Origin of the sequence: Streptomyces sp. NPDC026673 (genome assembly GCF_040638135.1) — a bacterium.
Classification (GTDB): domain Bacteria; phylum Actinomycetota; class Actinomycetes; order Streptomycetales; family Streptomycetaceae; genus Actinacidiphila.
On record NZ_JBEZXR010000008.1, the window covers coordinates 43,567 to 69,609 of the forward strand.

The window sequence follows — 26,043 nt, forward strand, 5'->3', positions numbered from 1 at the left end:
GTGACCGGCACCGTCCACAGCCAGATCCAGCCGTACATCGACGCCTGGACCCACTCCATAGAATCCATAGCCGAGTTGGTCCGCCCCGTTCCGGCGGGCGCCTGGAACCGGCCCACCGAGTGCCCGTACTGGTCCGTGCGCGACGTCGTGTCGCACGTGATCGGGTTCGAGTGCGAGCTGCTCGGCGACCCGCGGCCCATCCACACGCTCCCCAGCGACCTGCGGCACATGACCACGGAGCACGCCCGTTACGTCGAGGTGCCGGTCGACAAGCGGCGGCACCACACCCCGCCGGAGGTGATCGGCGAACTCGACTACACGATCATCCGCCGTTCCCGGCAGCTGCGGAACGAGACCCGCGGCGCGCAGGACACCGTCCGCGGCCCCATGGGCAGGGAGATGACCCTCGGGGAACTGCTCAAGTGGCGGGTCTTCGACGTGTGGGTGCACGAGCAGGACCTGCGGCGCGCGCTCGCCGAGCCCGGCAACCTCGACTCGCCGGGCGCCCTGCTGGCCCGGGACCACATCCTGGCCGAGCTGCCGAAGGCGGTCGCCGGGCGCGCGGGCGCCCCGGCCGGTTCCGCCGTGGTGTTCGACGTCCACGGCGAGCTGGAGTTCATGCGCACCGTCCGGGTCGACACCGAGGGAAACGGCACCATCGACGGCAGCGTCTCGCTCGGTCCCGCGGTCACGATGACCATGGACTGGGAGACCTTCGTACGGCTGACCTGCGGCCGCACCCGCGCGCACGCGGTGGAGGACCGGCTGAAGGTCGAGGGCGATCAGGCGCTCGCCGACGCGATCCTGGCGAACATCGCCGTCACGCAGTGACGCCGGAGGGAGCGTTCATGTCCCGGCGGGGACGTGGACGCTCTCGACGCGGCTGACGGCGATCCGCTGCCGCTCCAGCCGTGCCGCCCGTCCGCGCAGCCGCAGGATCTGGACCAGGCCCACCGCCTGCAGGACGAAGACGCTGCTCCAGGCCACCCGGTAGTCGCCGCCGGCGGCGTCCAGCAGGACGCCGATGGCCAGCAGCGCGGCCATCGAGGCGGTGAAGCCGCCGATGTTGACGATGCCGGAGGCGGTGCCGAAGCGCTCGGGCGGGTTCGCCGGGCGGGCGAAGTCGAAGCCGATCATCGACGCCGGACCGCAGGTGCCCAGCACGACGCAGAGCAGCACCAGCAGCCACAGCGGGGCATGGTCCGCGGGCCAGGCCAGGACCACCGCCCACATCGCGGCGGTGGCCCCGACGACGCCCAGGGTGAGCGGCATCCGGGCGCCGTGGTGGCGGCCGATGATCTGCCCGAAGACCGTCCCGAAGACCATGTTGGCGATGACGACCACCGTCAGCAGGGTGCCGGCGGTCTCCCGGGACAGCCCCTGCGCCTCGACGAGGTACGGCAGGCCCCACAGGAGCAGGAAGACCATCCCGGAGAACTGGGTGGTGAAGTGCGTCCACATCCCCAGCCGGGTCCCCGGCTCCCGCCAGGCGGCGGCGATCTGCCGCTTCACGTATCCCCGCCCGCGGTGCTCGGCGGGCGCCGGCTCGAAGCCCTCGGGGTGGTCCTTCATGAAGACCAGCACCAGGACGAGGACGAGGGCGCCCCCGAGGGCCGTGCCGACGAAGGTGGAGGTCCAGCCCGCGGAGTGCAGCAGCCGGGCGAGCAGCACGGTGCTCAGGAGGTTGCCCGCCACTCCGAACAGCGCGGCGCCCTGCGCGATCATCGGCCCCCGGCGGGCCGGGAACCAGCGCGAGCCCAGCCGCAGCACGCTCACGAACGTCATGGCGTCGCCGCAGCCCAGCACCGCGCGGGCGGCCAGGGCGGGGCCGTAGGCGTGGGAGAGGGCGAAGCCGAGCTGGCCCGCGGTGAACAGGACGATCCCGATGGTCAGCACCTTCTTGGTGCCGAGGCGGTCGACCATCAGGCCCACGGGTATCTGCATGCCCGCGTAGACCAGCACCTGCAGGATCGAGAAGGTGGACAGCGCCGAGGCGCCGATGTGGAAGCGCTCCGCGGCGTCGATCCCCGCGACGCCGAGGCTGGTGCGGTGCACGACCGCGACCGTGTAGACGAGGGTTCCGATGCTCCAGACGGCGACCGCCCGGGTGCCGCCGGGCGGTTCACCGGTCGGGGTGCCGATCGACGCCATTACTCCCCCCGGGCCAGGTGGCTCACCCAGCTGACGTGCCGTTCGACCAGCGCTGCCGCCAAGACGGCGTCCCCCGCGCGCAACGCGTCCAGGATCTCGGTGTGTTCGGTGATGTTCTTGGCGATCCGGCCCGGCTCGGCGTGCATCGTCGCGACCCCCATGCGCAGCTGACGATCCCTCAGCTGGTCGTACAGGTGGGAGAGGATGCGGTTGCCGGCGGCGCGCACGATCTCGGCGTGGAAGCAGCGGTCGGCCGCGGCGAAGGCGGCGAGGTCGCCGGCCTCGGCGTGGCCGCGCTGTTCCTCAAGCAGCTCCTCCAGGCGCGTCACCAGGCGCTCCGGGGCGGGCACCACCTTCGTCACGGCGTGGCGCTCCACGAGCAGCCGGGTCTCCACGACGTCGGCGATCTCCTGCGCGGAGACCGGCAGCACCAGGGCGCCCTTCTTCGGGTACAGCTTCAGGAGGCCCTCGGCCTCCAGGCGCAGCAGGGCCTCGCGGACGGGGGTGCGCGAGACGCCGACCGCCTCGGCGAGTTCGCCCTCGCTCAGGAGGGTGCCGCCCTCGTAGCGGCGGTCGAGCACGGCCTGCTTGACGTGGGTGTAGACCCGCTCGGCGGCGGGTGGCTGCTTGACGGCCGGCTCGGCGGTGGTGCCGGCGGTCGCGACGGGGCTCCGGGTCATGATGCGCACATCATAGATACAAGACGTATGCGGCCGCAGCGGGCATCCGGCATACGGACTGGTACGTGGGTGGCCCCGGGTCGCCCGGGTCAGGATCCGGGCGGTCCGGACCCCGTCCCCGTGCCGGAGGCCCCGGAGCCTCCCGGGCGCAGCCGGGCGACATAGGCCGCGGCCTGGGTGCGCCGCTGCATGCCGAGCTTGGCGAGCAGGGAGGAGACGTAGTTCTTGACCGTCTTCTCCGCCAGGTGCAGGCGGTCGCCGATCTGCCGGTTGGTGAGCCCCTCGCCGATCAGGTCGAGGATCCGCTTCTCCTGGTCGGTCAGGTCGGCGAGGCGGTCCTCCTGCCGTTCCCCGCCCCCGCCGCGCAGCCGTTCCAGGACCCGTGCGGTGGCGACCGGGTCGAGGAGCGACCGGCCGCCGGCCACGTCCCGCACGGCGCCGACCAGGTCGCTGGCGCGGATGTCCTTCAGGACGTAGCCCGAGGCGCCCGCCATGATCGCGTCGAAGAGGGCCTCGTCGTCCGCGTAGGAGGTGAGCATGAGGCAGGCGATCCCGGGCTGCGAGGACCGGATCTCCCGGCAGACCTCGACCCCGCTGCCGTCCGGCAGCCGGACGTCCAGCACCGCCACGTCGGGTTGTACGGCGGGGATCCGGGCCAGTGCCTCGGCGGCCGTGCCGGCCTCGCCGACGACCTCGATCCCGTCCTCGGCGGAGAGCAGCTCGTGCACCCCGCGCCGGACGACTTCATGGTCGTCCAGTAGGAAAACCGTGATACCCGACTTTTCGGTCACAAGTTCAGCGTTGCACACACGACCCGCGTCGACCTCTTACGCAGAATCGATCCTCGGGATACCGTGCCGTTGTCCCGGTGGCCTGCGAGAACGCCCATTTACTAGGAAATCAAAACAAAACCGCAGGTAGAACACCCTTCGCGCGAAAGCGGGAGGTGTGGGTAACGTTCACTTCGCAGGGCTGCCTGCCGGGTCTACCAACACTCCCGGCTCGGCCGTGCCGCACACACCCCGTGCGCCGCGACGAGTCGGGCAGGAGCCGCACTGGCCGCCGGCGGATCCCGGGGGCCGGACAGACGGAGGAGCAAGCGTGAGCGTGAAGAGCACTGCCGCGAAGCCCCGTACGCCCCGTACGGGCACGCGCGGTGGAGCGAAGCGCCGTGAGGGCGAGCCGGAGCTGGTACAGCTCCTGACCCCCGAGGGCGAGCGCGTCCAGCACAGTGAGTACTCCATCGACCTGAGCCCCGAAGAGCTGCGCGGTCTGTACCGGGACATGGTCCTGACCCGCCGGTTCGACGCGGAGGCCACCTCCCTGCAGCGGCAGGGCGAACTGGGTCTGTGGGCGTCGCTGCTGGGCCAGGAGGCCGCACAGATCGGCTCGGGACGGGCCACCAGGCCGGACGACTACGTCTTCCCCACCTACCGCGAGCACGGCGTCGCCTGGTGCCGCGGGGTGGACCCGGTCAACCTGCTGGGCATGTTCCGCGGGGTGAACCACGGGGGCTGGGACCCGAACGAGAACAACTTCCAGCTCTACACGATCGTGATCGGCTCCCAGACGCTGCACGCGACCGGCTACGCGATGGGCATCAGCAAGGACGGCGCGGACTCCGCCGTCATCGCCTACTTCGGCGACGGTGCCTCCAGCCAGGGCGACGTCGCGGAGGCCTTCACCTTCGCCGCCGTCTACAACGCCCCCGTGGTCTTCTTCTGCCAGAACAACCAGTGGGCGATCTCCGAGCCCACCGAGAAGCAGAGCCGCGTGCCGATCTACCAGCGCGCCGCCGGCTTCGGCTTCCCGGGCGTGCGGGTGGACGGCAACGACGTCCTCGCCGTCCTCGCGGTCACCCGCGCCGCCCTGGAGCACGCCCGCTCCGGCCAGGGCCCGATGCTCGTCGAGGCCTTCACCTACCGCATGGGCGCCCACACCACGTCCGACGACCCCACCCGCTACCGCCTCGACGAGGAGCGCGAGCAGTGGGAGCACAAGGACCCGATCCTGCGGCTGCGGGCCTACCTGGAGAAGGACGGCATCGCCGACGAGGCGTTCTTCGCCGGGATCGAGAAGGAGAGCGAGGTGCTGGGCAAGCGGGTCCGCGAGGCCGTGCGCGCGATGCCCGACCCCGACCCCATGTCGATCTTCGAGAACATCTACGCCGACGGGCACGCGCTCGTCGACGAGGAGCGCGCCCAGTTCGCCGAGTACCAGGCGTCCTTCGCCGACAGCACGGAGGGTCACTGACCATGGCAACGATGACCATCGCCAAGGCCCTCAACGAGGCACTGCGCAAGTCCCTGGAGACCGACCCCAAGGTCGTCCTCATGGGTGAGGACATCGGCAAGCTCGGCGGAGTCTTCCGGATCACCGACGGCCTGCAGAAGGACTTCGGCGAGCAGCGCGTGATCGACACCCCGCTCGCGGAGTCCGGCATCGTCGGCACCGCGATCGGCCTGGCCCTGCGTGGCTACCGCCCCGTCGTGGAGATCCAGTTCGACGGTTTCGTCTTCCCCGCGTACGACCAGATCGTCACCCAGCTCGCCAAGATGCACGCGCGCGCCCTGGGCAAGATCAAGCTCCCGGTCGTCATCCGCATCCCCTACGGCGGCGGCATCGGCGCCGTCGAGCACCACAGCGAGTCGCCCGAGGCGTACTTCGCGCACACCGCGGGCCTCAAGGTCGTCTCCCCGTCGACCCCGCAGGACGCCTACTGGATGCTGCAGCAGGCGATCGACTCCGACGACCCGGTGATCTTCTTCGAGCCCAAGCGCCGCTACTGGGACAAGGGCGAGGTCGACACCGACGGCATCCCCGCCCCGCTGCACAAGGCCCGCACCGTCCTGGAGGGCACCGACCTCACCCTGGCCGCGTACGGCCCGATGGTGAAGGTGTGCCTGGAAGCGGCCGCCGCGGCTGCCGAGGAGGGCCGTAGCCTGGAGGTCGTGGACCTGCGGTCGCTGTCCCCGCTGGACTTCGACGCCGTCCAGGCGTCGGTGGAGAAGACCCGCCGCCTGGTCGTCGTGCACGAGGCGCCGGTGCAGCTCGGCATGGGCTCGGAGATCGCGGCCCGCATTACCGAGCGCTGCTTCTACCACCTCGAGGCCCCCGTGCTGCGGGTCGGCGGCTTCCACGCCCCGTACCCCCCGGCCCGGGTGGAGGAGGAGTACCTGCCCGGCCTGGACCGGGTGCTGGACGCCGTCGACCGCTCGCTGGCGTTCTGAGGAGAGGGTTGTGACGACAGTGGCAGCACCGCAGCGCTTCCGTGAGTTCAAGATGCCGGACGTCGGCGAGGGACTCACCGAGGCCGAGATCCTCAAGTGGTACGTCAAGCCGGGCGACACCGTCACCGACGGCCAGGTCGTCTGCGAGGTGGAGACCGCCAAGGCCGCGGTCGAGCTCCCGATCCCGTTCGACGGGGTGGTGCACGAACTGCGCTTCCCCGAGGGCGAGACGGTCGACGTCGGCACCGTGATCATCGCCGTCGACACCGGCGAGGGCGAGGGCGCGGAGCCCGCCGTCCCGGCCGCCGCCGAGCCCGCCGCGCCGGCGCCCGCCGCGGAGCCGGAGCCGGAGCAGAAGCGGCAGCCCGTCCTGGTCGGCTACGGCGTCGCCGCCTCCTCGACCAAGCGCCGGCCCCGCAAGAAGCCCGCCGTCCCGGCGCAGTCCGGTGCGCAGCAGGCCCTCCAGGGCGAGCTGAACGGCCGTGCCCCGGCGCCCGTCCCGGCGCCCGTCCCGGCGGCGACGTTCGCCCCCGCCGAGGTGCGGCCGCTGGCCAAGCCGCCGGTGCGCAAGCTCGCCAAGGACCTGGGCGTGGACCTGGCCTCGGTCACCCCGACCGGGCCCGATGGCACCATCACCCGCGAGGACGTCCAGCGGGCGGTGGCCCCCGCCGCCGCGCCGGCCGCCCCCGCGCAGGCCCCGGCCGCCCCGGTGGCGGTACCGGCGACCGCGACCGCTCCCGCCGCCCCGGCCCTTGCCGCGGCCCCGCTGGAGACCCGCGTGCCGATCAAGGGCGTCCGCAAGGCCACGGCCGCGGCCATGGTCGCCAGCGCCTTCACCGCGCCGCACGTGACGGAGTTCGTCACCTTCGACATCACCCGGAGCATGCGGCTCGTCCAGGAGCTGAAGACGGATCCGGCCTTCGCCGGTCTCAGGGTCAGCCCGCTGCTGCTGGTCGCCAAGGCCCTGCTGGTCGCGATCCGCCGCAACCCGGAGGTCAACGCCGCCTGGGACGAGGCCAACCAGGAGATCGTCCACAAGGGCTACGTCAACCTGGGCATCGCCGCGGCCACCCCGCGCGGTCTGATCGTCCCCAACATCAAGGACGCCCAGACCAAGACCCTGCCCGAACTGGCATCCGCCCTCGGCGACCTGGTCGCCACGGCCCGCGAGGGCAAGACCTCGCCGGCCGACATGCAGGGCGGCACGGTCACCATCACCAACGTCGGCGTCTTCGGCGTCGACACCGGCACGCCCATCCTCAACCCCGGGGAGTCCGCGATCCTCGCCTTTGGCGCGGTCAAGGAGCTGCCCTGGGTCCACAAGGGCAAGGTCAAGCCCCGCCAGGTCACCACGCTCGCGCTCTCCTTCGACCACCGCCTGGTCGACGGCGAGCTCGGCTCCAAGGTCCTCGCCGACGTCGCGGCGATCCTGGAGTACCCCAAGCGCCTGATCACCTGGGCCTGATCCGCCTCGGCCACGGCAACGGGAAGGGCCCGGACATTTGTGCGTCCGGGCCCTTCCCGCGCGTGTCGCCCCCACCCGGGCGCCGATTTGTGACGTCATACGGCCATGGCGGTATCCATCTCCGTGGTCCTGCTCCTGATCGTGATCACGCTCATCCTGCTGCGCGCGAAGTCGCTGAAGGTCTCCCACGCCATCCTGTGCGTCCTCCTCGGCTTCTGCCTCGCCGGCTCCAGCCTCGCCCCCACCATCCACTCCGGCCTCGTCGCCACCACGGACGTCGTGAACGAGCTGAGGCCCTGAGCCCCCGTACCGCCGGACCTCCCGGCGGACTCCGCCGTCCGGCGCGGGTATGACGGGAAGGGCCCGGGCAAGCTGCTGCCCGGGCCCTTCCACCACTGAACCGTCCCTGCCACTGCGGGAACGCGGGGCGCAGCGGGATCACCCGGGCGGACGCCGCGGTTCGTGTCCTCCGCGGAGAGCCTGTACGGGCCGCACGGCTGTGATCGCCCCGCGTGCGGGGTGGCATCCTTGCAGCATGAACGACGCCGCCCCCGCTCCCCGCCGTGCCCGTGTCCGCGCCCCCGAGCTCGTCGGCAAGGGCGGCTGGATCAACACCGGCGGTCAGGACCTCACCCTTGCCGACCTGCGGGGCAAGTGCGTCATCGTTGATTTTTGGACCTTCTGCTGCATCAACTGCCTCCACGTCCTGGACGAGCTGCGCGAGCTGGAGGAGAAGCACCGCGACACCGTGGTGATCGTCGGTGTGCACTCGCCGAAGTTCGTGCACGAGGCGGAGCACCAGTCCGTCGTGGACGCCGTGGAGCGGTACGGGGTGCACCACCCGGTGCTGGACGATCCGGAGCTCGCGACGTGGAAGCAGTACGCCGTGCGGGCGTGGCCCACGCTGACCGTGATCGACCCGGAGGGCTACGTCGTGGCCCAGCACTCCGGGGAGGGGCACGCACACGCGCTGGAGGCACTGGTCACCGAGCTGGAGGCGGAGCACGCGGCCAAGGGGACGCTGCGCCGCGGGGACGGGCCCTATGTGCCGCCGGAGCCGGTGGCGACGGACCTGCGGTTCCCGGGTAAGGCGCTGCGGCTGCCGTCGGGGAACCTGCTGGTCTCGGATTCGACCCGGCACCAGCTGGTGGAGATGGAGCCGGACGGCGAGACGGTCGTGCGGCGGATCGGCGGGCCGGGGGACTTCAACGAGCCGCAGGGGCTGGCGCTGCTGCCGGACGGCAGCGTGGTCGTCGCGGACACCGTGAACCACCGGCTGCGGACGTTCGACCCGGCGAGCGGGGCCCTGGAGACGGTGGCCGGCACCGGGAAGCAGTGGTGGCAGGGCTCGGCGACCTCGGGCCCGGCGGCCGAGGTCGACCTGTCGTCGCCCTGGGACGTGGCGTGGTGGGACGGCAGGGTGTGGATCGCCATGGCCGGCGTTCACCAGCTGTGGACGTACGACCCGGCGGACGGGACGGTCGCCGTGGCGGCGGGCACGACCAACGAGGGGCTGGTCGACGGGCCGGCGGAGGAGGCGTGGTTCGCTCAGCCGTCGGGCCTGGCGGCGGCGGGCGACCGGCTGTGGGTCGCGGACTCCGAGACCAGCGCGCTGCGCTGGGTGGAGCGGGGCGCGGACGGCCGGGGGTACGCGGTGCGTACCGCCGTCGGCACCGGGCTGTTCGACTTCGGGCACCGCGACGGTGCCGCGGACCAGGCGCTGCTGCAGCATCCGCTCGGGGTGACCGCGCTGCCCGACGGTTCGGTCGCGGTGAGCGACACCTACAACCACGCGCTGCGCCGCTTCGACCCGGCGACCGGCGAGGTCACCACGCTCGCCACGGATCTGCGCGAGCCGTCCGGCGCGGTGCTGGACGGCGGGGAGATCGTGGTGGTGGAGTCCGCCCGGCACCGGCTGACGCGGCTGCGCCTGCCGGAGGAGGCCGTACGGGTGGAGGCCGCCGCGCACCGTACGCAGCGGCCCGCGACGGACGTGGCGCCGGGGCCGCTGCGGCTGGACGTGGTGTTCACCGCCCCGGCCGGCCAGAAGCTCGACGAGCGCTACGGCCCCTCGACGCGGCTGCTGGTGAGCGCGACGCCGCCGGAGCTGCTGCTGGAGGGTTCCGGCAAGGGCACGGACCTCTTCCGTGACGTCGTCCTGAGCGGGGACGTCACCGAGGGGGTGCTGCACGTGTCCGCGATGGCCGCGTCGTGCGACGACGATCCGGACAACGAGTTCCCGGCCTGCCATGTGCACCAGCAGGACTGGGGAGTCCCCGTGCGGCTGACGGCCGGAGGGGACACCCGGCTCGCCCTGGTCCTCGCCGGAATGGACGCCTGACGCTCCCTTACACCCGTCACACGTGCGGGTAGTTGCGGGCGCGTTCGTCCATCACCGGCATCGGTTCCACGACCCGGCGCTTCTTGAAGATGCTGATGTACGCGGCCAGTCCGATGACGCCGACCGCCATCATGATCAGGCCGACCAGGTCGAGGTTGACCCCGGCCATGTGCCAGTCGGTCGCGAAGGTGAGGATGGCCCCCACCGCGATCAGGACGATGCAACCGCCGATGCCCATGATGTCCGCCTCCGAACGGGGTTGGGTCTACGGACTCGTGGAACTCGTGTACCCGGGGACGGACATCTCATGACCGGTTCCCGTGCGTGGGGTCCGCCGATGACGGGCGGACCCCACGCACGGGCGCGGATCAGCCCTCCAGGAACGCCTTGAGCGCGCTCGCCAGCAGGAACGGGTCGTCGGCGCCACACAGTTCGCGCGCGGAGTGCATCGACAGGATCGGCACGCCGATGTCCACGGTCGTGATGCCGTGCCGGGCGGCCGTGATGGGGCCGATGGTGGTGCCGCAGGGCATGGCGTTGTTCGAGACGAAGGACTGCCAGGGCACGCCGGCCCGTTCGCAGGCGGCGGCGAAGACGCCCCGCCCGGTCCCGTCGGTGGCGTAGCGCTGGTTGACGTTGACCTTGAGGATCGGGCCGCCGTTGGGCATCGGGCGGTGCGTCGGGTCGTGCTTCTCCGCGTAGTTGGGGTGCACGGCGTGGCCGGTGTCGGCGGAGACGCAGACGGTGCCGGCGAAGGCGCGGGCCCGGTCCTCGTGGCCGCCGCCGCGGGCGAAGACGGTGCGCTCCAGGACGTTGCCGAGCAGCGGGCCGGCGGCGCCGGTGTCGGACTCGCTGCCGGTCTCCTCGTGGTCGAAGGCGGCCAGCACGGGGATGTACGGCAGGTCGGCCCCGGCGACTGCGGCCAGCGCGGCGGTGCCGGCGTGCACGGAGAGCAGGTTGTCGAGGCGGCCGGCGGCGAGGAACTCGCGGTCGCGGCCGAGGTAGGCGGGCGGCTGGACGTCGTGGGTCATCAGGTCCCAGCCGACGATGTCGGCGGCGGCGATGCCGCTCTCCTCCGCGAGGTACGCCATCAGGGCGCCCTCGTCGACCTCGCCGAGGCCCCAGATCGGCTGCATGTGGCGCTGCTTGTCGAGCTTGAGGCCGTTCTCGTTGACGCCCCGGTCCATGTGGACGGCGAGCTGCGGCACCCGCAGCAGCGGCCGGTCGATGTGGACCAGCCTCGTCGTGCCGTCCCGCAGGACCAGCCGGCCGGACAGGCCCAGGTCGCGGTCGAGCCAGGTGTTGAGCAGGGCGCCGCCGTAGATCTCGACGGCGATCTGCCGCCACCCGAAGGAGCCCGAGTCGGGACGCGGCTTGACGCGCAGATTGGTCGAGTCGGTGTGCGCGCCGACCACGCGGAACGGGGTCGCGGGGCTCGCGCCCTCGGGCACGTACCAGGCGATGATCGCGCCGCCCCGCAGCACGTACTTGCCGCCCGCCTCGGCGCCCCAGGCCTCGGTCTCGGCCACCTGCTGGAATCCGGCCTTCTCCAGGCGCGCGGCGGCGTTCGCGACCGCGTGGTACTGCGAGGGGCTGGCGGTGAGGAAGGCGGCGAGGTCGTCGGTGTGGCCGCGACCGAAGTGGGGCTGAGGGTTCATGCTTCAAGCATAAGGAAGCGGGACGGCCCGCCCCTCGGGGGAGGAGCGGGCCGTCGTTGCCGTATCGGTCCCGGCCGGAACCGGTCAGGACGGGGTCAGAACGCCTCTTCGGGGAGGTCCATGACGTCGAGGGTGACGCCCTCGGCGACGGACCGCGCGACGGAGACGTGCGGCAGGATCTCGGCGGCGAAGTGCTTCGCGGCGGCGATCTTGCCGGTGTAGAAGGCGGTGTCCTTGGCGGCGGCGCCGGCGGCCAGCTTCCCGGCGGCGACGGCGGCACCCTTCAGCAGCAGGTACGCGACGACGACGTCACCGGAGGCGAGCAGCAGGCGGGTGGTGTTCAGGCCGACCTTGTAGATGGACTTGACGTCCTGCTCGGTGGCGGCGAGGTCGGTCAGCATCCTGCCGACGATGGCCTCGAGGTCCACGGCGGCCTTGGCGAGCTGCTCGCGGGCGCCGGCCAGCTCGTCGCCGCCGGTGGCGTCGGCGAGGAAGTTCTTGATCTCCTCGGAGAGGGTGGTCAGCGCGGCGCCCTGGTTGCGGACGATCTTCCGGAAGAAGTAGTCCTGGCCCTGGATCGCGGTGGTGCCCTCGTAGAGGGTGTCGATCTTGGCGTCGCGGATGTACTGCTCGATCGGGTACTCCTGCAGGAAGCCGGAGCCGCCGAAGATCTGCAGGGACTGGGCGAGCTGCTCGTAGCCCTTCTCGGAGCCGTAGCCCTTGACGATCGGCAGCAGCAGGTCGTTCAGCGCCTCGAGGGCCTTGGCCTCCTCGCCGGCCGCCTCGGCGACGGCGAGCGCGTCCTGGACGGAGGCGGTGTAGAGGACCAGGGCGCGCATGCCCTCGGCGTAGGCCTTCTGCGTGAGCAGGGAGCGGCGCACGTCGGGGTGGTGGGTGATGGTGACCTTGGGCGCGGACTTGTCCATGAACTGCGCGAGGTCCGGGCCCTGCACGCGCTCCTTGGCGTACTCCAGCGCGTTGAGGTAGCCGGTGGAGAGGGTGGAGATCGCCTTCGTGCCGACCATCATGCGGGCGAACTCGATGATGCGGAACATCTGGCGGATGCCGTCGTGCTTGTCGCCGATCAGCCAGCCCTTGGCGGGGTGCTTGTCGCCGAAGGTCATCTCGCAGGTGTTGGAGGCCTTCAGGCCCATCTTGTGCTCGACGTTCGTGGCGTAGACGCCGTTGCGCTCGCCCAGCTCGCCGGTCTCGAAGTCGAAGAGGTACTTCGGGACGAGGAAGAGGGACAGGCCCTTGGTGCCGGGGCCGTGGCCCTCGGGGCGGGCGAGGACGTAGTGGAGGATGTTCTCCTCCATGTCGTGCTCGCCGGAGGTGATGAAGCGCTTCACGCCCTCGATGTGCCAGGAGCCGTCCTCCTGCTCGACGGCCTTGGCGCGGCCGGCGCCCACGTCCGATCCGGCGTCGGGCTCGGTGAGGACCATGGTGGAGCCCCAGGTCTTCTCGACCGCGATCCCGGCAATCTTCCGCTGGACCTCGTTGCCCTCCTCGAAGAGGATGCGGGCGAAGGCCGGGCCGGAGGAGTACATCCACAGGGCCGGGTTGGAGCCGAGGATCAGCTCCGCGTACGACCAGATCAGGGACGGCGGGGCGGTGGTGCCGCCGATGCCCTCGGGCAGGCCCAGGCGCCAGTACTCGGAGGCCATGAAGGCCTTGTAGCTCTTCTTGAAGGAGTCCGGCACCGGGGCGGTGTTGGTCGCCGGGTCGAAGACCGGCGGGTGGCGGTCGGCGTCCGCGAAGGATTCGGCGAGCTCGTTCTCCGCGAGGCGCGCGACCTCGGACAGGATGTCCTTGGCGGTCTCGACGTCCATCTCGGCGAACGGGCCGGTCCCGTACAGCGTGTCGCGTCCGAGGACCTCGAAGAGGTTGAACTCGATGTCGCGAAGGTTTGACTTGTAGTGGCCCATGGCGACGGCTCCGTCGGGATCGGTCGGACAGCGGGAAGGGTCGCAGTCCTCGCAGCTTTATCACTTACCAGTCGGTAATGATGCTACCCGTCGGTAATAAAAACAACCCCTATCCGGCCGGATGTGACCCAGGCCCTTCGGCCTCCGGAGGAGCGCCCGGTTCCTGGTGCCGCAGTTCGTCCAGGGCCCCGAAGGCGGCGGCCGCGATCGGCACCGCCAGCAGCATCCCGAGGATGCCCGCCAGGCTCGCCCCCGCCGTGATCGCCAGCAGCACCAGCGCGGGGTGCATGTGCACCGTGCGGCTCTGCACGATCGGCTGCAGCACGTGCCCTTCCAGCACCTGCACCGCCAGCACCACCCCCAGGGCCCACACGCCGATCACCCACCCCCGGTCGGCGAGGGCGACGAGCACCGCCACGGCGCCGGAGATGAACGCCCCCAGATACGGGATGTAGGCGCCGACGAAGACCAGCGCGGCCAGGCCCGCCGCCCCCGGCACCCGCAGGATCAGCAGGCCGATGCCGATGAGCGTGGCGTCGATCAGCGCGATCACCGTCGTGCCCCGCATGAAGCCCTGGACCGCCGCGAAGGCGCGGTGGGCGATCCGCTCCAGCAGGGGGCCGGTGCCGTGCGGGGCGGCTTCGCGCAGCAGTGCGGGGAAGCGGGCGCCGTCGCGCAGGAAGAAGAAGGTCAGCAGCAGCGCCAGCACGGCGGTCGCGATGAGCTGTCCGACGATGCTGATGCCGGACACCACTCCGGAGGCGGCGCGGGCGCCGTACTTGGTGGCGAAGGACTTGAGGCTGTCGATGGTGTCGTTCAGCGAGGTCCCCGACGCGCCCAGGCGCGGCAGCAGTTTCCGGGCCGCGTCCTTGAGCGAGGCCACGATCTCGTCCCCGGTCTCCACCAGGCTGTGGACGACCACGAACCCCGCGCCCGCGACGAAGACCACCAGCGCCACGCAGGTCAGCGCCGCGGCCGCCGACCGCTGCACCTTGACGGCCCGCATCCGCCGGTAGAGGGGGCCCAGCAGGGCGCTGCCCAGCAGGGCCAGCAGGACGGGGGTGACGACCGCCGCGAAGGTGACGACCAGCCAGACGACGAGCGCGCCCACGCCGGCCACCAGCAGCACGACGGCGCACCACGCGGCCGTCCGTCGCGCGGAGGCCGGCAGAAGGGGCGCGTCCACCCGGCCAGCGGATCATGGGGGCCCCGCTGTCCGCATGCCGGGAAAGGCGAACGGGTGGACCTTCACGGTCGGATACGATATTGACGGTCCGTAGAGGAAATCCTCACCCACAGTAGCGACTTGGGAGCAGCCGGCAATGGCTCGACACCTCATCACCAGCGCCCTTCCGTACATCAACGGGATCAAGCACCTGGGCAACATGGTGGGGTCCATGCTCCCGGCCGACGTCTACTCCCGTTACCTGCGCCAGCGCGGCCACGAGGTCCTCTACATCTGTGCCACCGACGAGCACGGCACGCCGGCCGAGCTCGCCGCGCAGGAGGCCGGTCTGCCGGTCGGCGAGTTCTGCGCCCAGCAGCACGACGCGCAGAAGGCGATCTACGACGGCTTCGCGCTCTCCTTCGACTACTTCGGCCGCAGCTCCTCGGCCCAGAACCGGGAGATCACCCAGGCGATCGCGCGGGAGCTGAAGGAGAACGGCTTCATCGAGGAGCGCGCCATCCGCCAGGTCTACTCCCTGGACGACGAGCGCTTCCTGCCCGACCGCTACATCGTCGGCACCTGCCCGCACTGCGGCTACGACAAGGCCCGCGGCGACCAGTGCGAGAACTGCACCCGCGTCCTGGACCCGACCGACCTGATCGAGCCGCGCTCCGCGATCAGCGGCAGCAGCCGGCTGGAGGTCCGTGAGACCAAGCACCTCTTCCTGCTGCAGTCCAAGCTCTCCCACGAGGTCGAGGCCTGGGTCGACGAGCACGGCAAGGACTGGCCGACGCTCGCCTCCTCCATCGCCCGCAAGTGGCTGACCGAGGGCCTGCAGGACCGCGCCATCACCCGCGACCTCGAATGGGGCGTGCCGGTGCCGGCCGACACCTGGCCGGACCTGGCGGCCGAGGGCAAGGTCTTCTACGTCTGGTTCGACGCGCCGATCGAGTACATCGGCGCCACCAAGGAGTGGTCGGACGCCGCGTCCGAGGGCGAGACCCGCGACTGGCGCTCCTGGTGGTACGACGTCGACAGCGACGTCCGCTACACCGAGTTCATGGCCAAGGACAACGTCCCCTTCCACACGGTGATGTTCCCGGCGACCCTGCTGGGCACCCGCGACAAGTGGAAGAAGGTCGACTACGTCAAGGCCTTCAACTGGCTGAACTACTACGGCGGCAAGTTCTCCACCTCGCAGCGGCGCGGCATCTTCACCGACGCCGCCCTGGAGATCCTGCCCGCCGACTACTGGCGCTACTTCCTGATCGCGAACGCGCCCGAGTCCGACGACACCTCCTTCACCTGGGAGCACTTCGCGGCCTCGGTCAACAAGGATCTCGCCGACACCCTCGGCAACTTCGTCAACCGGGTGCTGTCCTTCTCCCGCAAGCGCTTCGGCGACGAGGTGCCCGCGGGCCGGGAGGCAGGGGAGGCCGAGCTGCGCCTGGGCGGGCAGATCGCCGAACTCCTCGCCGAGTACGAGCGCCACATGGAGGACCTGCAGTTCCGCAAGGCCGCGCAGGCGCTGCGCGCCCTGTGGAGCGCCGGCAACTCCTACCTGGAGGAGAAGGCCCCCTGGCTGGAGATCAAGACGGACGCCGACGGCGCCGCCTTGACGCTGCGCACCGCCATGAACCTGATCCACCTCTACGCGGTCGTCTCCGAGCCCTTCATCCCGGCCACGGCCGCCGCCATGCGCGCCGCCTTCGCCCTGACGGACGACACCGCCGTCTGGGTCACCCCCGAGGAGGCCCGCGCTCTGGCCGCCGTCCCGGCGGGCACGGCCTTCACCGTGCCGCCGGTGCTCTTCGCCAAGATCACCGAAGAGGACCTGGACGGCTACCGCGAGCGCTTCGGCGGGGAGCCGGAGGCGGCCTGATGCCCACCGCGGCCAAGGACAGGTCCCCGCTGCTGGTGCTGATGGCGGTGGGCCTGCCCCTGGTACTGGTGGTGGCCGCGGTGATCCTCGCGGTCTCGCTGACCGGCTCCGACGACCGCCGCTCCGGCGCGGCCCCGGGCCCGGACGGCGCGTGCCGCGGCAGCAACGTCACGCTGGCGGAGGCCGCCGGCCGCTTCGGCCTGCGCCTGCCGGACGACCCGCAGGACGTGCACTACCTCGCGCAGGCCGGCGGGCTGTCCGGCGAGTACGACCTCGAACTGAGCTTCCGCACCAATGCCGCCGGCCTGAAGCAGTTCCTGGCCGCCTCCGGCTTCCCCGCGCTCGGCCCGGATGTGCAGGCCCTGCGCGTGGGCGAACCCGACGCCGACCCGTGCCGCCCGGCCGCCGGAGGCCTCCCGCACGCCCGCTACGCCGGCGACCACGTGCCCGCCGGCGAGGACCACGGTGCGTACAGCCGGGGCGTCGCCGTCGACGACAGCGACCCGGCCCGCCCGGTGGTGGCCCTCGTCGCCCTGGACGGCTGAGCGTCGGGCCCGTCGCCTCCGCCCGCCCGCGTGCGAATATGCATGCAGGGTCGCGTTCTGCTGCCCCGTCTCTGGGAACTCCGGGGCGATCTCACCGCCTACGACGCGGCGTACGTGGCCGCCGCGGAGGCGTACGGCTGCCCGCTCCTCACCACCGACGGACGGATGGCCCGGGCCTCTGGTATTCGCTGCGCGGTCGAGGTCGTCGGCTGACGGTGGGACGGCGCGCGACGCGGGCATGACGCCGATGGGCCCGGAACCGCGAGGTTCCGGGCCCATCGGCGCGTGGTGTCGCTCGGCCGTCAGGCCTTCTTCTCCGGCGGCAGACGCAGCGCGAGGTGCAGCTCCTTCAGCCGTGCCTCGTCGACCGTGCTCGGGGCGCCCATCAGCAGGTCCTGGGCGTTCTGGTTGAGCGGGAAGGCGATGGTCTCGCGGATGTTGGGCTCGTCCGCGAGCAGCATGACCATGCGGTCGACGCCCGGGGCGATGCCGCCGTGCGGCGGGGCGCCGAAGTGGAAGGCGCGGAGCATGCCGCCGAACTCGTGCTCGACGGTGTCCCGGTCGTAGCCGGCGATCTCGAAGGCCTTGTACATGATCGCGGGCTCGTGGTTCCGGATGGCACCGGAGGACAGCTCGACGCCGTTGCAGACGATGTCGTACTGCCAGGCGAGGATGTCCAGCGGGTCCTTGGTCTCCAGCGCCTCCAGGCCGCCCTGCGGCATGGAGAACGGGTTGTGGGAGAACTCGATCTGGCCGGTGTCCTCGTTCTTCTCGAACATCGGGAAGTCGACGATCCAGCAGAAGCGGAAGACGTTCTCCTCGAACTGGCCGGCCCGCTTCGCGGCCTCGACCCGGACGGCGCCCATGATCTTGGAGACCTCGTCGAACTCGCCGGCGCCGAAGAAGATCGCGTGGCCGGGCTTGGCGTCGACGGCGGAGAGCAGCGCCTTGACGTCGTCCTCGGTGAGGAACTTGGCGATCGGGCCGGTGAGGGTGAGGTCGTCGCCGACCCGCACCCAGGCCAGGCCCTTGGCGCCCTGCTCGACGGCGTAGTCGCCGAGGTTGTCGAAGAACTTGCGCGGCTGCTCGGCGGTGTCCGGCACCGGCAGGGCGCGGACGTGCTTGCCGGCGAAGGCCTTGAAGCCGGAGTCGGCGAAGACCGACGAGACGTCGACCAGCTCCAGGCGGGCGCGCAGGTCGGGCTTGTCGTTGCCGTACTTGACCATCGACTCGCGGAACGGGATCCGCGGGAAGGGCGAGGTCACGTGGCGGCCGCCGCCGAACTCCTCGAAGAGGTCGGTCATGACCTTCTCGATGACCCCGAAGACGTCCTCCTGCTCGACGAAGCTCATCTCGACGTCGAGCTGGTAGAACTCGCCGGGCGAGCGGTCGGCGCGGCTGTCCTCGTCGCGGAAGCAGGGCGCGATCTGGAAGTAGCGGTCGAAGCCCGCGATCATCAGCAGCTGCTTGAACTGCTGCGGGGCCTGCGGGAGCGCGTAGAACGTGCCCGGGTGCACGCGGGAGGGCACCAGGAAGTCGCGGGCGCCCTCGGGCGAGGTCGCCGAAAGGATCGGGGTGGCCAGCTCGTTGAAGCCCAGCGCCGTCATCTCGCGGCGCAGGAAGCTGATGACCTGGGTGCGCAGCATGATGTTGCGGTGCATGCGGGCGCGGCGCAGGTCGAGGAAGCGGTTGGTGAGCCGCATCTCCTCGTTCGCGTTGTCCTCCGGGAAGACCGGGAACGGCAGCTGGTCGGCGGCGCCGAGCACCTCCAGCTCGGTGACCTCGACCTCGACCTCGCCGGTGGGCAGGTCGGGGTTGACGTTCTCCCCCGAACGGGCGACGACGCGGCCGTCGACGCGGAGCACCGACTCCTTGGACTGGTGGCTCAGGGCCTCGTACGCGGGCGAACCCGGGCGGGCGACGAGCTGGACCACCCCGTAGTGGTCCCGGAGATCGACGAACAGGATGCCGCCCAGATCCCGGCGATTGTGCAGCCAACCACTCAGGCGCACTTCCGCGTCTACGTCGGTGGCGCGCAGCTCACCGCAGGTGTGGGACCGGTACCGATGCATCGTTCATCCAAGTCGTCTGATTTCGGGGATGAGGCCTCCCCAGTCTACGGGGGTACGCGCGCCCGACCCCATTCGTATGAAAGCCGCGGAAAACCATAAACTATGCGAATGCGCATCGAGGACGTGCTGGCCGCGCTCGGCACGGGCGTCTGGCGCTGGGACAGCGCCACCGACATGGTGGAGCTCGACGCCGCGAGCGCCGGGCTGATAGGCCTTTCGCCGCAGCCGCAGAAGGTCCACTCGGGAGTGACCCGGGCCTGCTACCACGTCTCCGACTACGTGGACATGGCGGCGGCGGTCGCCCTGGCGATAGCCGAGGGCACCGCGTCGGAGTCGCTGCTGCGCGTGGTCGGGGAGGACGGCCGGATCGTCCGCACCGTGGTGATGCGCACCTTCGGGCTCCCCTCCTCCGCCGGCCGGCCGGAGGAGATCGTCGGCACGCTGCAGGAGGCCCCCGCGGGGTACGGCCTCCCGGGTGCGGGCACCGGCACCCGTTCCCCGGCGACGGCCCCGGCCGCCCCCGCCGACTGGCGGCGGGCCCGCGAGGCGTTCCTGCTGGACGCGGGCCGGGCGCTGGCGGAGGCGGACAGCACCGAGGAGGTGCTGCGGGTGGCCGCCCACCTGTCGATGCCGGGGTTCTCCCCCGACCGCCTCGCCGTCTTCGGCGTCCAGGGCGACCGGCTCCGCGCCATCGGGTTCCACGGGCAGCGGCCGGGTGACGAGACGCCCTTCGTGGACATGCCGCTGGCCACGGAGTACCCGGCGGCGGTCGTGGTGCGCACCGGCCGGGCGGTGTACCTGCCGAGCCCGCAGGCGTACGCGGAGCGCTTCCCCGCGACCTGGCCGCTGGTGCGGGACTTCGGGCGGTCGTCCTGGGCGTATCTGCCGCTGGTCGTCGCCGGCCGCACGATCGGCGCGTGGATGGCGGGGTTCCGCGAGCGCGTCGCCTTCACCCCGGACGAGCGGTCGGTGCTGACCACGGTCGCCCGGATGCTCGCCCAGGCACTCTCCAGGGCGCATCTGCACGAGTCCGAACGGGAGCTCTCCGACGGGCTGCAGCGCGCGATGCTGCCGGGGCGGCGGCCCGAGGTCGAGGGGATGACGCTGACCGCGCGCTATGTGCCGACCGGCGGCGGGCTGCAGGTGGGCGGCGACTGGTACGACGTGATCGACCTGCCGTCGGGGCGCACCGCCCTGGTCGTCGGCGATGTGCAGGGCCACGACGTCCGCGCGGCGGGCGTGATGGGCCAGCTGCGGGTCGCGCTGCGGGCGTACGCCGCCGAGGGGCACCGCCCGGACGCGGTGATGTCCCGGACCTCCCGCTTCCTGGCCGGGATCACCGCCTGCTCCGGGGACCGCGAGGACGACCGGTTCGCCACCTGCATCTACATCGAGGCCGATCCGGTGAGCGGCACCCTGGACGTGGTGCGCGCCGGGCACCTGGATCCCGTGGTGAGGCTCGCCGACGGCACGACGATCATCCGGCGCACGGCCGGCGGCCTCCCGCTGGGCATCGCCCCCGACTCCGACTACCCGACCACCCGGCTCACCCTGGAGCCCGGCGAGACGATGCTGCTCTGCACGGACGGGCTGATCGAGACCGGCGGCCACGACCTGGGCACCGGATGGCAGCGGCTGCGCTCGGTGCTGGAGAGCGGCCCGGCCGACGACGACGGGCTGGAGGGGCTGGCGGACACGCTGGTCGAGGCGGTGCACGGCCCGGCCTCGCATCATCTGACCGGCCCGCTCGCCGACCGCCGCGAGGACGACATCGCGCTGCTGCTGGTACGCCGCGACCCCGTCGGGGCGGTCGGCGAGGAGCCGGTGCGGCGCAGTGTGCTCACGGTCGCCCAGACCGACCCCCGGCAGATCCGGGCCGCCCGGGAGGAGGTCCGCGCGCTGCTGCACGACTGGACGTCCGGGGACCAGATCGACGCGGCCGTGCTGCTCGTCTCCGAGCTGGTGACCAATGTGCTGCTGCACACCGACGAGGACGCGGTGCTCGGCGCGCAGCTGCTCGGGGTGCCGGGCGTGCGGCGGCTGCGGATCGACGTGACCGACCGGAGCGACGACATGCCGCACCGCCGCACCCCGGGCGAGATGGCCTCCTCCGGGCGCGGGTTGCTGCTCCTGCAGGAGATGGCGGACGCCTGGGGCGTGGATCCGCTGGGCGACGGCAAGGCGATCTGGTTCGAGCTGCACGAGGAGCCCATGGCGGGCTAGCGGCCCGATACCCTGTGTGCCGTGTACGGCTATGACCAGAACACCACGGCAGGGGCCGCGCCGCCGATGGGCGGGGCGCAGATGGGCGCGGGCTACCCCGAGCCGTCACCGCCCTCGCTGGCGGACGCGGTGCGCGCCTTCACGACGGGCTCGATGTCGGCCGAGGACTTCCAGGCGGTCTTCGCCACGTCGAAGGTGTACTGCCCGCGCGGCGACAACCCCGGTTTCCTGGCGCTGCACGACACCCAGCAGCCGGTGATCCCCATGTTCTCCTCGCTGAAGCAGCTGCGCCGGTACGCGGGCAAGGAGTCCAAGTACTTCGTCATCACGGGTGCCGAGGTGCTGGACCTGCTGCCGACCGGCTACGGCTTCGTGCTGGACATGGAGGGCGAGCACCGGATGGTGTTCGACGCGAAGGCGGTCGAGCAGATGGTGGAGTTCACCATGCGGCGGATGTACGGCTGATCCGGCCCTCTCCCCTCGTAAACCGGACAAAGGCCGGGGAACGGTTGCGGGAAGTTCAGCGTTCAACTATGTTGAACATTGAACAATCCGAGGAGGATCTGGCCATGCCTGCAGTGACCGTCGAGAACCCGTTGACCCTGCCGCGCGTTCACGCCCCCGCCGACGCGGTGCAGCGTCGTGCGCTGCAGGTGGCCACCGCTCCGAGCGGCTTCGAAGGGGAGGGCTTCCCCGTCCGCCGCGCCTTCGCGGGCATCGACTACAAGAACCTCGACCCGTTCATCATGATGGACCAGATGGGCGAGGTGGAGTACGCGCCCGGCGAGCCCAAGGGCACGCCCTGGCACCCGCACCGCGGCTTCGAGACCGTCACCTACATCATGGACGGCGCCTTCATCCACCAGGACTCGCACGGCGGCGGCGGCACCATCACCGACGGTGACACGCAGTGGATGACGGCCGGCAGCGGGCTGCTCCACATCGAGACCCCGCCCGAGTCGCTGGTCATGAGCGGCGGCCTCTTCCACGGGCTGCAGCTGTGGGTCAACCTGCCCGCCAAGGACAAGATGATCGCGCCGAAGTACCAGGACATCCGCGGCGGCAACGTCAAGCTGCTGGCGTCCGAGGACGGCGGCGCGCTCATCCGGATCATCGCCGGCGAGATCGACGGCCACCAGGGCCCGGGCGCCACGCACACCCCGATCACCATGCTGCACGTCTCGGTGAACCCGGGTGCGCAGCTCACGCTGCCCTGGCGTTCGGACTTCAACGCGCTGGCGTACGGCCTGTCCGGCCGCGGCACGGCGGGCCCGGAGGGCCGGCCCTTTCGCATGGGGCAGGCGGTGGTCTTCGGGCGCGGCGACTCGCTCACGATTCGCGCCGACGAGACCCAGGACTCGCGCAGCCCGAACTTCGAGGTCGTCCTGCTGGGCGGGCAGCCGATTCGCGAGCCGATGATGCAGTACGGACCGTTCGTGATGAACACCCACGCCGAACTCGCGCAGGCTTTCGAGGACTTCCAGGCCGGCAAGCTCGGCACCGTTCCCGCCGGTCAGGAGTGACGGCGGCGGCTTCGGGGAGCTCCGGCATCAAACGGCCCCGCCCGGGAATCCGATTCCCGGGCGGGGCCGTTCCGTGCGGTGGGAGCAATTCCGCCGGGTGGTTCGTTGGGGTGTTCATTGGCTGCTGCATTCACCCTGAGTGACTGCACGTGCACTTGCACGTGCAGATGCACGGGACTTCGTCTCTGGCTATCATCTCCCCTGTTCTGTAGGGCACTTACCTGGAGAGAAGCATGCGCCACACGTACAACGGCATGGCCGCGTCCGATCTCCTCGGAGTGGAGTGGCAGAAGAGCCGGCACAGCAATGCGAACGGCCAGTGTGTAGAGCTGGCGGCGCTGCCGGACGGTGACGTGGCGGTGCGCAATTCGCGTTTTCCGGACGGACCGGCGCTGATTTATACGAAGGAAGAGATCGAATCCCTCATCGTGGGGATGAAGAACGGGGAGTTCGATCATTTTGTGGCGAACTGACCCCGGTCGCCGCAGAGGCTCAATGTGACATGCCGTCGTTCTCCGCGGGCATCCGGAACAGGGCCCAGACGACTTTGCCCGTGCCGGTCAGCGGATGCCAGCCCCAGGTCTCGCTGAAGGACTCCACCAGATGCAGCCCGCGCCCGGACTCGGCCACGAAATCGGGGGCCTTGGTGACGGGTCCGTGGCAACTGGGATCACGTACCGCGCACACTACGCGCGTTGACCATCTGACCAGGCTGAGCCGGACGCACCCGTGGGCCGCGTCGTCGGGAAGCGCGTAGCGCAGGGCGTTGGTCACCAGCTCCGAGGCGACCAGTTCGATGCCGTCCTGGAGTTCTTCCAGATCCCAGGCGCGGAGCGTCGTCCGCGCGAATCTGCGTGCGTCACCGACGGCTTCGAAGCGCGGCGGCAGCGGGCAGGAGGTGGCGCTCGACGACGAAAGGCGCTCCGGAACCAGCCCATTCCATAAAGGCTGGACCCCGGCCGAGCTCTCAGTCCACATGCGCACCACCCGGTATCGGCACGTACGTCATCGTCCCGTACGGCCGGTGGCCGATGCAAGGGGCGGATGCACGTGCATTTGCATGGCGCGGGGCGGATGATGCGGGAGTGGCGATCGAGAGTGACCGATCGAGTACTGAACGCAGTGCGAAGGTGGCAGACTGCTGGATGCCACGGGGAGAAGGTAGGCGCAAATGACCACAGTTCAGTCAGGAAGCGGATCCATGGTGCGCCGCATCCTCCTGGGCTCGCAGCTGCGAAGGCTGCGCGAAGCCAAAGGCATCACCCGTGAGGCCGCGGGCTATTCGATTCGCGCCTCCGAATCGAAGATCAGCCGAATGGAGCTCGGGCGTGTGAGCTTCAAGGAGCGTGACGTGGCCGACCTCCTCACCCTCTACGGGATCACGGACGACGTGGAGCGCTCGGCGCTGCTCGGCCTGGTGCGCGAGGCGAACGTCGCCGGCTGGTGGCACGGCTTCGGCGACGTCCTGCCGGCCTGGTTCCAGACGTACGTGGGGCTGGAGGAGTCCGCCTCGGTCATCGGCACCTTCGAGACGCAGTTCGTGCACGGTCTGCTGCAGGCCGACGACTACAGCCGGGCCGTCATCGTGCTGGGGCACCCGGACGCCCCGGCGGACGAGGTGGAGCGCCGGCTGGACCTGCGGCACAAGCGGCAGAAGCTGCTCGGCTCGGAGCGCGCCCCGGACATCGTGGCGGTGATGGACGAGTCCGTGGTGCTGCGCGGGTTCGGCGGCCGCGAGGTGATGCGCGCGCAGATCGCGCACCTGGCCGAGGTGTCGGAGCAGCCGAATGTGACGGTACAGCTGCTGCCGCTGGAGTTCACGGGGTATTCCGCGGGTGCCAGCGGTACCTTCACGCAGCTGAGCTTCCCGGAGTCCGATGTCTCGGACGTCGTGTACGTGGAGCAGCTCACGGGCGCGATGTACATCGACAAGCGGGACGAAGTGGACCAGTACCGCGTCGTGATGGGGAAGCTGCGTGCGGACGCCCTGTCACCGGACGCCACGAGGGACCGGCTGAAGGCCATCCTCCGCGACATGTGACCACCCCAGAAAGCGTCGTGACAACGCGTCAACGCGGCCGCGTCACGGGGTGCCCCGGGAAAGGGGAGGCGGATTGACGGGGGGACGGTCCACGTCGGACTTCACCGCGGCCGGGCGGACCCACGATCCGTTACGACCGTCGGCGCCCCCCTCTGAGCCCCCTCTGAGCACGCATTATGCAGCTCTTCGTAGATCTCACCAGATCGAGTGAAGTGGACCTTGACATATCGGTCGGCTGATCGGCCCGGTGATCTCATGCTGCGGTGAACCCGTACCTGCGCACCTACACGAGCGACGGGTGCGTCGTGGTGGAACTCAGCGGGGAGATCGACATCGTGGCGGCGATGGCGATCACTCCACCGCTCGACGCGCTCACCCGCGCCCCGGGCCCCGGCCTCGTCGTCGACCTGGGCCCCGTGGACTTCATCGACTGCTCCGGGCTGACCGTCCTGTGCCGGGTGCGCGGCCGCGTCCACGCCCACGGAGGGCAGGTGCAGTTCGTCTGCGCCCGGCCGCCGACGCTGCGGATCCTGCGGGCCACCGGGCTGATGAGGGCCTTCCGGCCGGTGCCGAGCGTGGACGAGGCGCTCGCCCGTATCGGGCGGCCGTGACCGCCCCGCCCACCCGGCGCCGGGATGCTCCTGCGGATGTCAGTCGGTGCAGATGGCCGAGACGAACTCGGCGACCCGTTCCTGCGGCAGGTGGCGTGCCACGTCGGCCTCGCTGATCATGCCGATGAGCCGGTGGGCCGGGTGGTCGATCACCGGCAGCCGGCGCACCCGGTACTCCTCCATCAGCTCCAGGACCCGGTCGATCTGCTCGTCCCCCTCGATGATCTGCGGCCGGCCGATGGCCAGCTCCCCGCAGGAGACCTCGGACGGGTCGCGCCCCTCCGCGACGCACTTCAGCACGATGTCCCGGTCGGTGACGATGCCGACCAGCACGTCGTCGTCCCCGCAGATCGGCAGCGCGCCGATGTCCTGTTCGCGCATGATCCGGGCGGCGTCCGTGAGGGTCTCCCGCTCGCCGACGCACATGGCGCCGGGGTGCATGATGTCCAGTGCTGTGGTCATGACGGCGCCTCCCTGTGGCGTGGGCCCTTTCTCCCTTCGTCCATCCTCACCCTGGTGGAGTAGTTC

The 26,043-nt window shown here is 70.9% G+C and carries 25 protein-coding genes; 15 read left to right on the forward strand and 10 right to left on the reverse strand.

What is annotated here, in order from left to right; genetic code table 11:
- Positions 1-831 (forward strand): maleylpyruvate isomerase family mycothiol-dependent enzyme, encoded by an 831-nt coding sequence (locus AB0F62_RS09020; protein WP_361794150.1) that lies wholly within the window; start codon positions 1-3, stop codon positions 829-831.
- Between the two features lie 15 nt (positions 832-846).
- Here the strand turns inward: AB0F62_RS09020 and AB0F62_RS09025 are convergent, their stop codons facing one another.
- From AB0F62_RS09025 to AB0F62_RS09035, 3 genes are all read right to left on the reverse strand, one after another.
- Positions 847-2,151, reverse strand: coding sequence for an MFS transporter (locus tag AB0F62_RS09025; protein WP_361794153.1), 1,305 nt, complete (start codon positions 2,149-2,151; stop codon positions 847-849).
- Positions 2,151-2,831: a GntR family transcriptional regulator gene (locus AB0F62_RS09030; RefSeq protein ID WP_361794156.1), complete on the reverse strand. Its 681-nt coding sequence runs from the start codon at positions 2,829-2,831 to the stop codon at positions 2,151-2,153. Before AB0F62_RS09030 ends, AB0F62_RS09025 begins: the two co-directional genes overlap by 1 nt.
- An 89-nt stretch (positions 2,832-2,920) precedes the next feature.
- Positions 2,921-3,622, reverse strand: coding sequence for a response regulator transcription factor (locus AB0F62_RS09035; RefSeq protein ID WP_361794159.1), 702 nt, complete (start codon positions 3,620-3,622; stop codon positions 2,921-2,923).
- 310 nt (positions 3,623-3,932) lie between these two features.
- On the opposite strand from AB0F62_RS09035, the gene pdhA reads away from it, so the two are divergent.
- The 5 genes from pdhA to AB0F62_RS09060 all read left to right on the forward strand — a co-directional run bounded on the left by pdhA (position 3,933) and on the right by AB0F62_RS09060 (position 9,867).
- On the forward strand, positions 3,933-5,084 hold the full coding sequence (gene pdhA / locus AB0F62_RS09040) for a pyruvate dehydrogenase (acetyl-transferring) E1 component subunit alpha (RefSeq protein ID WP_361794162.1): 1,152 nt from the start codon (positions 3,933-3,935) through the stop codon (positions 5,082-5,084).
- Between the two features lie 2 nt (positions 5,085-5,086).
- Positions 5,087-6,061 carry an alpha-ketoacid dehydrogenase subunit beta gene (locus AB0F62_RS09045; RefSeq protein WP_361794165.1) on the forward strand — a complete coding sequence of 325 codons (975 nt, stop codon included), beginning with the start codon at positions 5,087-5,089 and terminating at the stop codon, positions 6,059-6,061.
- Between the two features lie 52 nt (positions 6,062-6,113).
- Entirely contained in the window at positions 6,114-7,526 is a 1,413-nt protein-coding gene (locus tag AB0F62_RS09050; protein ID WP_361794515.1) for a dihydrolipoamide acetyltransferase family protein, read from the forward strand.
- Between the two features lie 105 nt (positions 7,527-7,631).
- Entirely contained in the window at positions 7,632-7,826 is a 195-nt protein-coding gene (locus AB0F62_RS09055; RefSeq protein ID WP_361794168.1) for a hypothetical protein, read from the forward strand.
- 235 nt (positions 7,827-8,061) lie between these two features.
- The gene (locus tag AB0F62_RS09060) at positions 8,062-9,867 is read left to right on the forward strand and encodes an NHL domain-containing thioredoxin family protein (RefSeq protein ID WP_361794171.1); all 1,806 of its coding nucleotides are present in this window, start codon (positions 8,062-8,064) and stop codon (positions 9,865-9,867) included.
- A 16-nt stretch (positions 9,868-9,883) separates the two neighbouring features.
- Here AB0F62_RS09060 and AB0F62_RS09065 read toward each other — a convergent pair whose 3' ends face one another.
- The 4 genes from AB0F62_RS09065 to AB0F62_RS09080 form a co-directional block, all read right to left on the reverse strand.
- Complete coding sequence (locus tag AB0F62_RS09065; protein WP_361794174.1) at positions 9,884-10,105, reverse strand: hypothetical protein; 222 nt, start codon at positions 10,103-10,105, stop codon at positions 9,884-9,886.
- A gap of 130 nt (positions 10,106-10,235) precedes the next feature.
- A complete protein-coding gene (locus tag AB0F62_RS09070) occupies positions 10,236-11,525 on the reverse strand; it encodes a M18 family aminopeptidase (protein ID WP_361794177.1) in 1,290 nt (429 codons plus the stop codon).
- 95 nt (positions 11,526-11,620) lie between these two features.
- On the reverse strand, positions 11,621-13,450 hold the full coding sequence (locus tag AB0F62_RS09075) for an acyl-CoA dehydrogenase (protein WP_361794180.1): 1,830 nt from the start codon (positions 13,448-13,450) through the stop codon (positions 11,621-11,623).
- A 109-nt stretch (positions 13,451-13,559) separates the two neighbouring features.
- Positions 13,560-14,636: an AI-2E family transporter gene (locus tag AB0F62_RS09080; protein WP_361794183.1), complete on the reverse strand. Its 1,077-nt coding sequence runs from the start codon at positions 14,634-14,636 to the stop codon at positions 13,560-13,562.
- Positions 14,637-14,772: 136 nt separating this feature from the next.
- Here AB0F62_RS09080 and metG point away from each other — a divergent pair, with 136 nt between their 5' ends.
- Genes metG through AB0F62_RS09095 form a run of 3 tightly spaced genes read left to right on the forward strand, consistent with a single transcriptional unit; the run spans position 14,773 to position 17,258 of the window.
- Positions 14,773-16,500, forward strand: a complete 1,728-nt coding sequence (metG, locus tag AB0F62_RS09085; protein WP_361794186.1) for a methionine--tRNA ligase — start codon at positions 14,773-14,775, stop codon at positions 16,498-16,500.
- Positions 16,500-17,045, forward strand: a complete 546-nt coding sequence (locus AB0F62_RS09090) for a hypothetical protein (RefSeq protein ID WP_361794190.1) — start codon at positions 16,500-16,502, stop codon at positions 17,043-17,045. Before metG ends, AB0F62_RS09090 begins: the two co-directional genes overlap by 1 nt.
- A gap of 42 nt (positions 17,046-17,087) precedes the next feature.
- A complete protein-coding gene (locus AB0F62_RS09095) occupies positions 17,088-17,258 on the forward strand; it encodes a hypothetical protein (RefSeq protein WP_361794193.1) in 171 nt (56 codons plus the stop codon).
- Positions 17,259-17,347: 89 nt separating this feature from the next.
- On the opposite strand, the gene aspS is transcribed toward AB0F62_RS09095, so the two are convergent.
- Positions 17,348-19,117: an aspartate--tRNA ligase gene (gene aspS / locus AB0F62_RS09100; protein WP_361794196.1), complete on the reverse strand. Its 1,770-nt coding sequence runs from the start codon at positions 19,115-19,117 to the stop codon at positions 17,348-17,350.
- Between the two features lie 108 nt (positions 19,118-19,225).
- Here aspS and AB0F62_RS09105 point away from each other — a divergent pair, with 108 nt between their 5' ends.
- From AB0F62_RS09105 to AB0F62_RS09120, 4 genes are all read left to right on the forward strand, one after another.
- Positions 19,226-21,340 carry a SpoIIE family protein phosphatase gene (locus AB0F62_RS09105; protein WP_361794199.1) on the forward strand — a complete coding sequence of 705 codons (2,115 nt, stop codon included), beginning with the start codon at positions 19,226-19,228 and terminating at the stop codon, positions 21,338-21,340.
- 66 nt (positions 21,341-21,406) lie between these two features.
- Entirely contained in the window at positions 21,407-21,805 is a 399-nt protein-coding gene (locus tag AB0F62_RS09110) for an SseB family protein (protein ID WP_361794517.1), read from the forward strand.
- Positions 21,806-21,909: 104 nt separating this feature from the next.
- Positions 21,910-22,863, forward strand: a complete 954-nt coding sequence (locus tag AB0F62_RS09115; protein WP_361794202.1) for a pirin family protein — start codon at positions 21,910-21,912, stop codon at positions 22,861-22,863.
- 233 nt (positions 22,864-23,096) lie between these two features.
- Complete coding sequence (locus tag AB0F62_RS09120; protein ID WP_361794205.1) at positions 23,097-23,336, forward strand: DUF397 domain-containing protein; 240 nt, start codon at positions 23,097-23,099, stop codon at positions 23,334-23,336.
- 19 nt (positions 23,337-23,355) lie between these two features.
- Here the strand turns inward: AB0F62_RS09120 and AB0F62_RS09125 are convergent, their stop codons facing one another.
- Complete coding sequence (locus AB0F62_RS09125) at positions 23,356-23,841, reverse strand: ATP-binding protein (RefSeq protein WP_361794208.1); 486 nt, start codon at positions 23,839-23,841, stop codon at positions 23,356-23,358.
- A 193-nt stretch (positions 23,842-24,034) separates the two neighbouring features.
- Here AB0F62_RS09125 and AB0F62_RS09130 point away from each other — a divergent pair, with 193 nt between their 5' ends.
- Together AB0F62_RS09130 and AB0F62_RS09135 are read left to right on the forward strand one after the other, a co-directional pair.
- Complete coding sequence (locus AB0F62_RS09130) at positions 24,035-24,904, forward strand: helix-turn-helix transcriptional regulator (protein ID WP_361794211.1); 870 nt, start codon at positions 24,035-24,037, stop codon at positions 24,902-24,904.
- A 263-nt stretch (positions 24,905-25,167) separates the two neighbouring features.
- The gene (locus AB0F62_RS09135; protein ID WP_361794214.1) at positions 25,168-25,515 is read left to right on the forward strand and encodes an STAS domain-containing protein; all 348 of its coding nucleotides are present in this window, start codon (positions 25,168-25,170) and stop codon (positions 25,513-25,515) included.
- A 39-nt stretch (positions 25,516-25,554) separates the two neighbouring features.
- On the opposite strand, the gene AB0F62_RS09140 is transcribed toward AB0F62_RS09135, so the two are convergent.
- Positions 25,555-25,977 carry a CBS domain-containing protein gene (locus tag AB0F62_RS09140; RefSeq protein ID WP_361794217.1) on the reverse strand — a complete coding sequence of 141 codons (423 nt, stop codon included), beginning with the start codon at positions 25,975-25,977 and terminating at the stop codon, positions 25,555-25,557.
- Between the last annotated feature and the right edge of the window lie 66 nt (positions 25,978-26,043).

Coding starts and splice junctions, on each gene's coding strand:
- AB0F62_RS09025 (WP_361794153.1), bottom strand. CDS start 2,151: ATGGCGTCGATCGGCACCCCGACCGGTGAACCGCCCGGCGGCACCCGG.
- AB0F62_RS09030 (WP_361794156.1), bottom strand. CDS start 2,831: ATGACCCGGAGCCCCGTCGCGACCGCCGGCACCACCGCCGAGCCGGCC.
- AB0F62_RS09045 (WP_361794165.1), top strand. CDS start 5,087: ATGGCAACGATGACCATCGCCAAGGCCCTCAACGAGGCACTGCGCAAG.
- AB0F62_RS09050 (WP_361794515.1), top strand. CDS start 6,114: ATGCCGGACGTCGGCGAGGGACTCACCGAGGCCGAGATCCTCAAGTGG.
- AB0F62_RS09055 (WP_361794168.1), top strand. CDS start 7,632: ATGGCGGTATCCATCTCCGTGGTCCTGCTCCTGATCGTGATCACGCTC.
- AB0F62_RS09060 (WP_361794171.1), top strand. CDS start 8,062: ATGAACGACGCCGCCCCCGCTCCCCGCCGTGCCCGTGTCCGCGCCCCC.
- AB0F62_RS09065 (WP_361794174.1), bottom strand. CDS start 10,105: ATGGGCATCGGCGGTTGCATCGTCCTGATCGCGGTGGGGGCCATCCTC.
- AB0F62_RS09070 (WP_361794177.1), bottom strand. CDS start 11,525: ATGAACCCTCAGCCCCACTTCGGTCGCGGCCACACCGACGACCTCGCC.
- AB0F62_RS09075 (WP_361794180.1), bottom strand. CDS start 13,450: ATGGGCCACTACAAGTCAAACCTTCGCGACATCGAGTTCAACCTCTTC.
- metG (WP_361794186.1), top strand. CDS start 14,773: ATGGCTCGACACCTCATCACCAGCGCCCTTCCGTACATCAACGGGATC.
- AB0F62_RS09090 (WP_361794190.1), top strand. CDS start 16,500: ATGCCCACCGCGGCCAAGGACAGGTCCCCGCTGCTGGTGCTGATGGCG.
- AB0F62_RS09095 (WP_361794193.1), top strand. CDS start 17,088: ATGCAGGGTCGCGTTCTGCTGCCCCGTCTCTGGGAACTCCGGGGCGAT.
- aspS (WP_361794196.1), bottom strand. CDS start 19,117: ATGCATCGGTACCGGTCCCACACCTGCGGTGAGCTGCGCGCCACCGAC.
- AB0F62_RS09105 (WP_361794199.1), top strand. CDS start 19,226: ATGCGCATCGAGGACGTGCTGGCCGCGCTCGGCACGGGCGTCTGGCGC.
- AB0F62_RS09110 (WP_361794517.1), top strand. CDS start 21,407: ATGGGCGGGGCGCAGATGGGCGCGGGCTACCCCGAGCCGTCACCGCCC.
- AB0F62_RS09115 (WP_361794202.1), top strand. CDS start 21,910: ATGCCTGCAGTGACCGTCGAGAACCCGTTGACCCTGCCGCGCGTTCAC.
- AB0F62_RS09120 (WP_361794205.1), top strand. CDS start 23,097: ATGCGCCACACGTACAACGGCATGGCCGCGTCCGATCTCCTCGGAGTG.
- AB0F62_RS09125 (WP_361794208.1), bottom strand. CDS start 23,841: ATGTGGACTGAGAGCTCGGCCGGGGTCCAGCCTTTATGGAATGGGCTG.
- AB0F62_RS09130 (WP_361794211.1), top strand. CDS start 24,035: ATGACCACAGTTCAGTCAGGAAGCGGATCCATGGTGCGCCGCATCCTC.
- AB0F62_RS09140 (WP_361794217.1), bottom strand. CDS start 25,977: ATGACCACAGCACTGGACATCATGCACCCCGGCGCCATGTGCGTCGGC.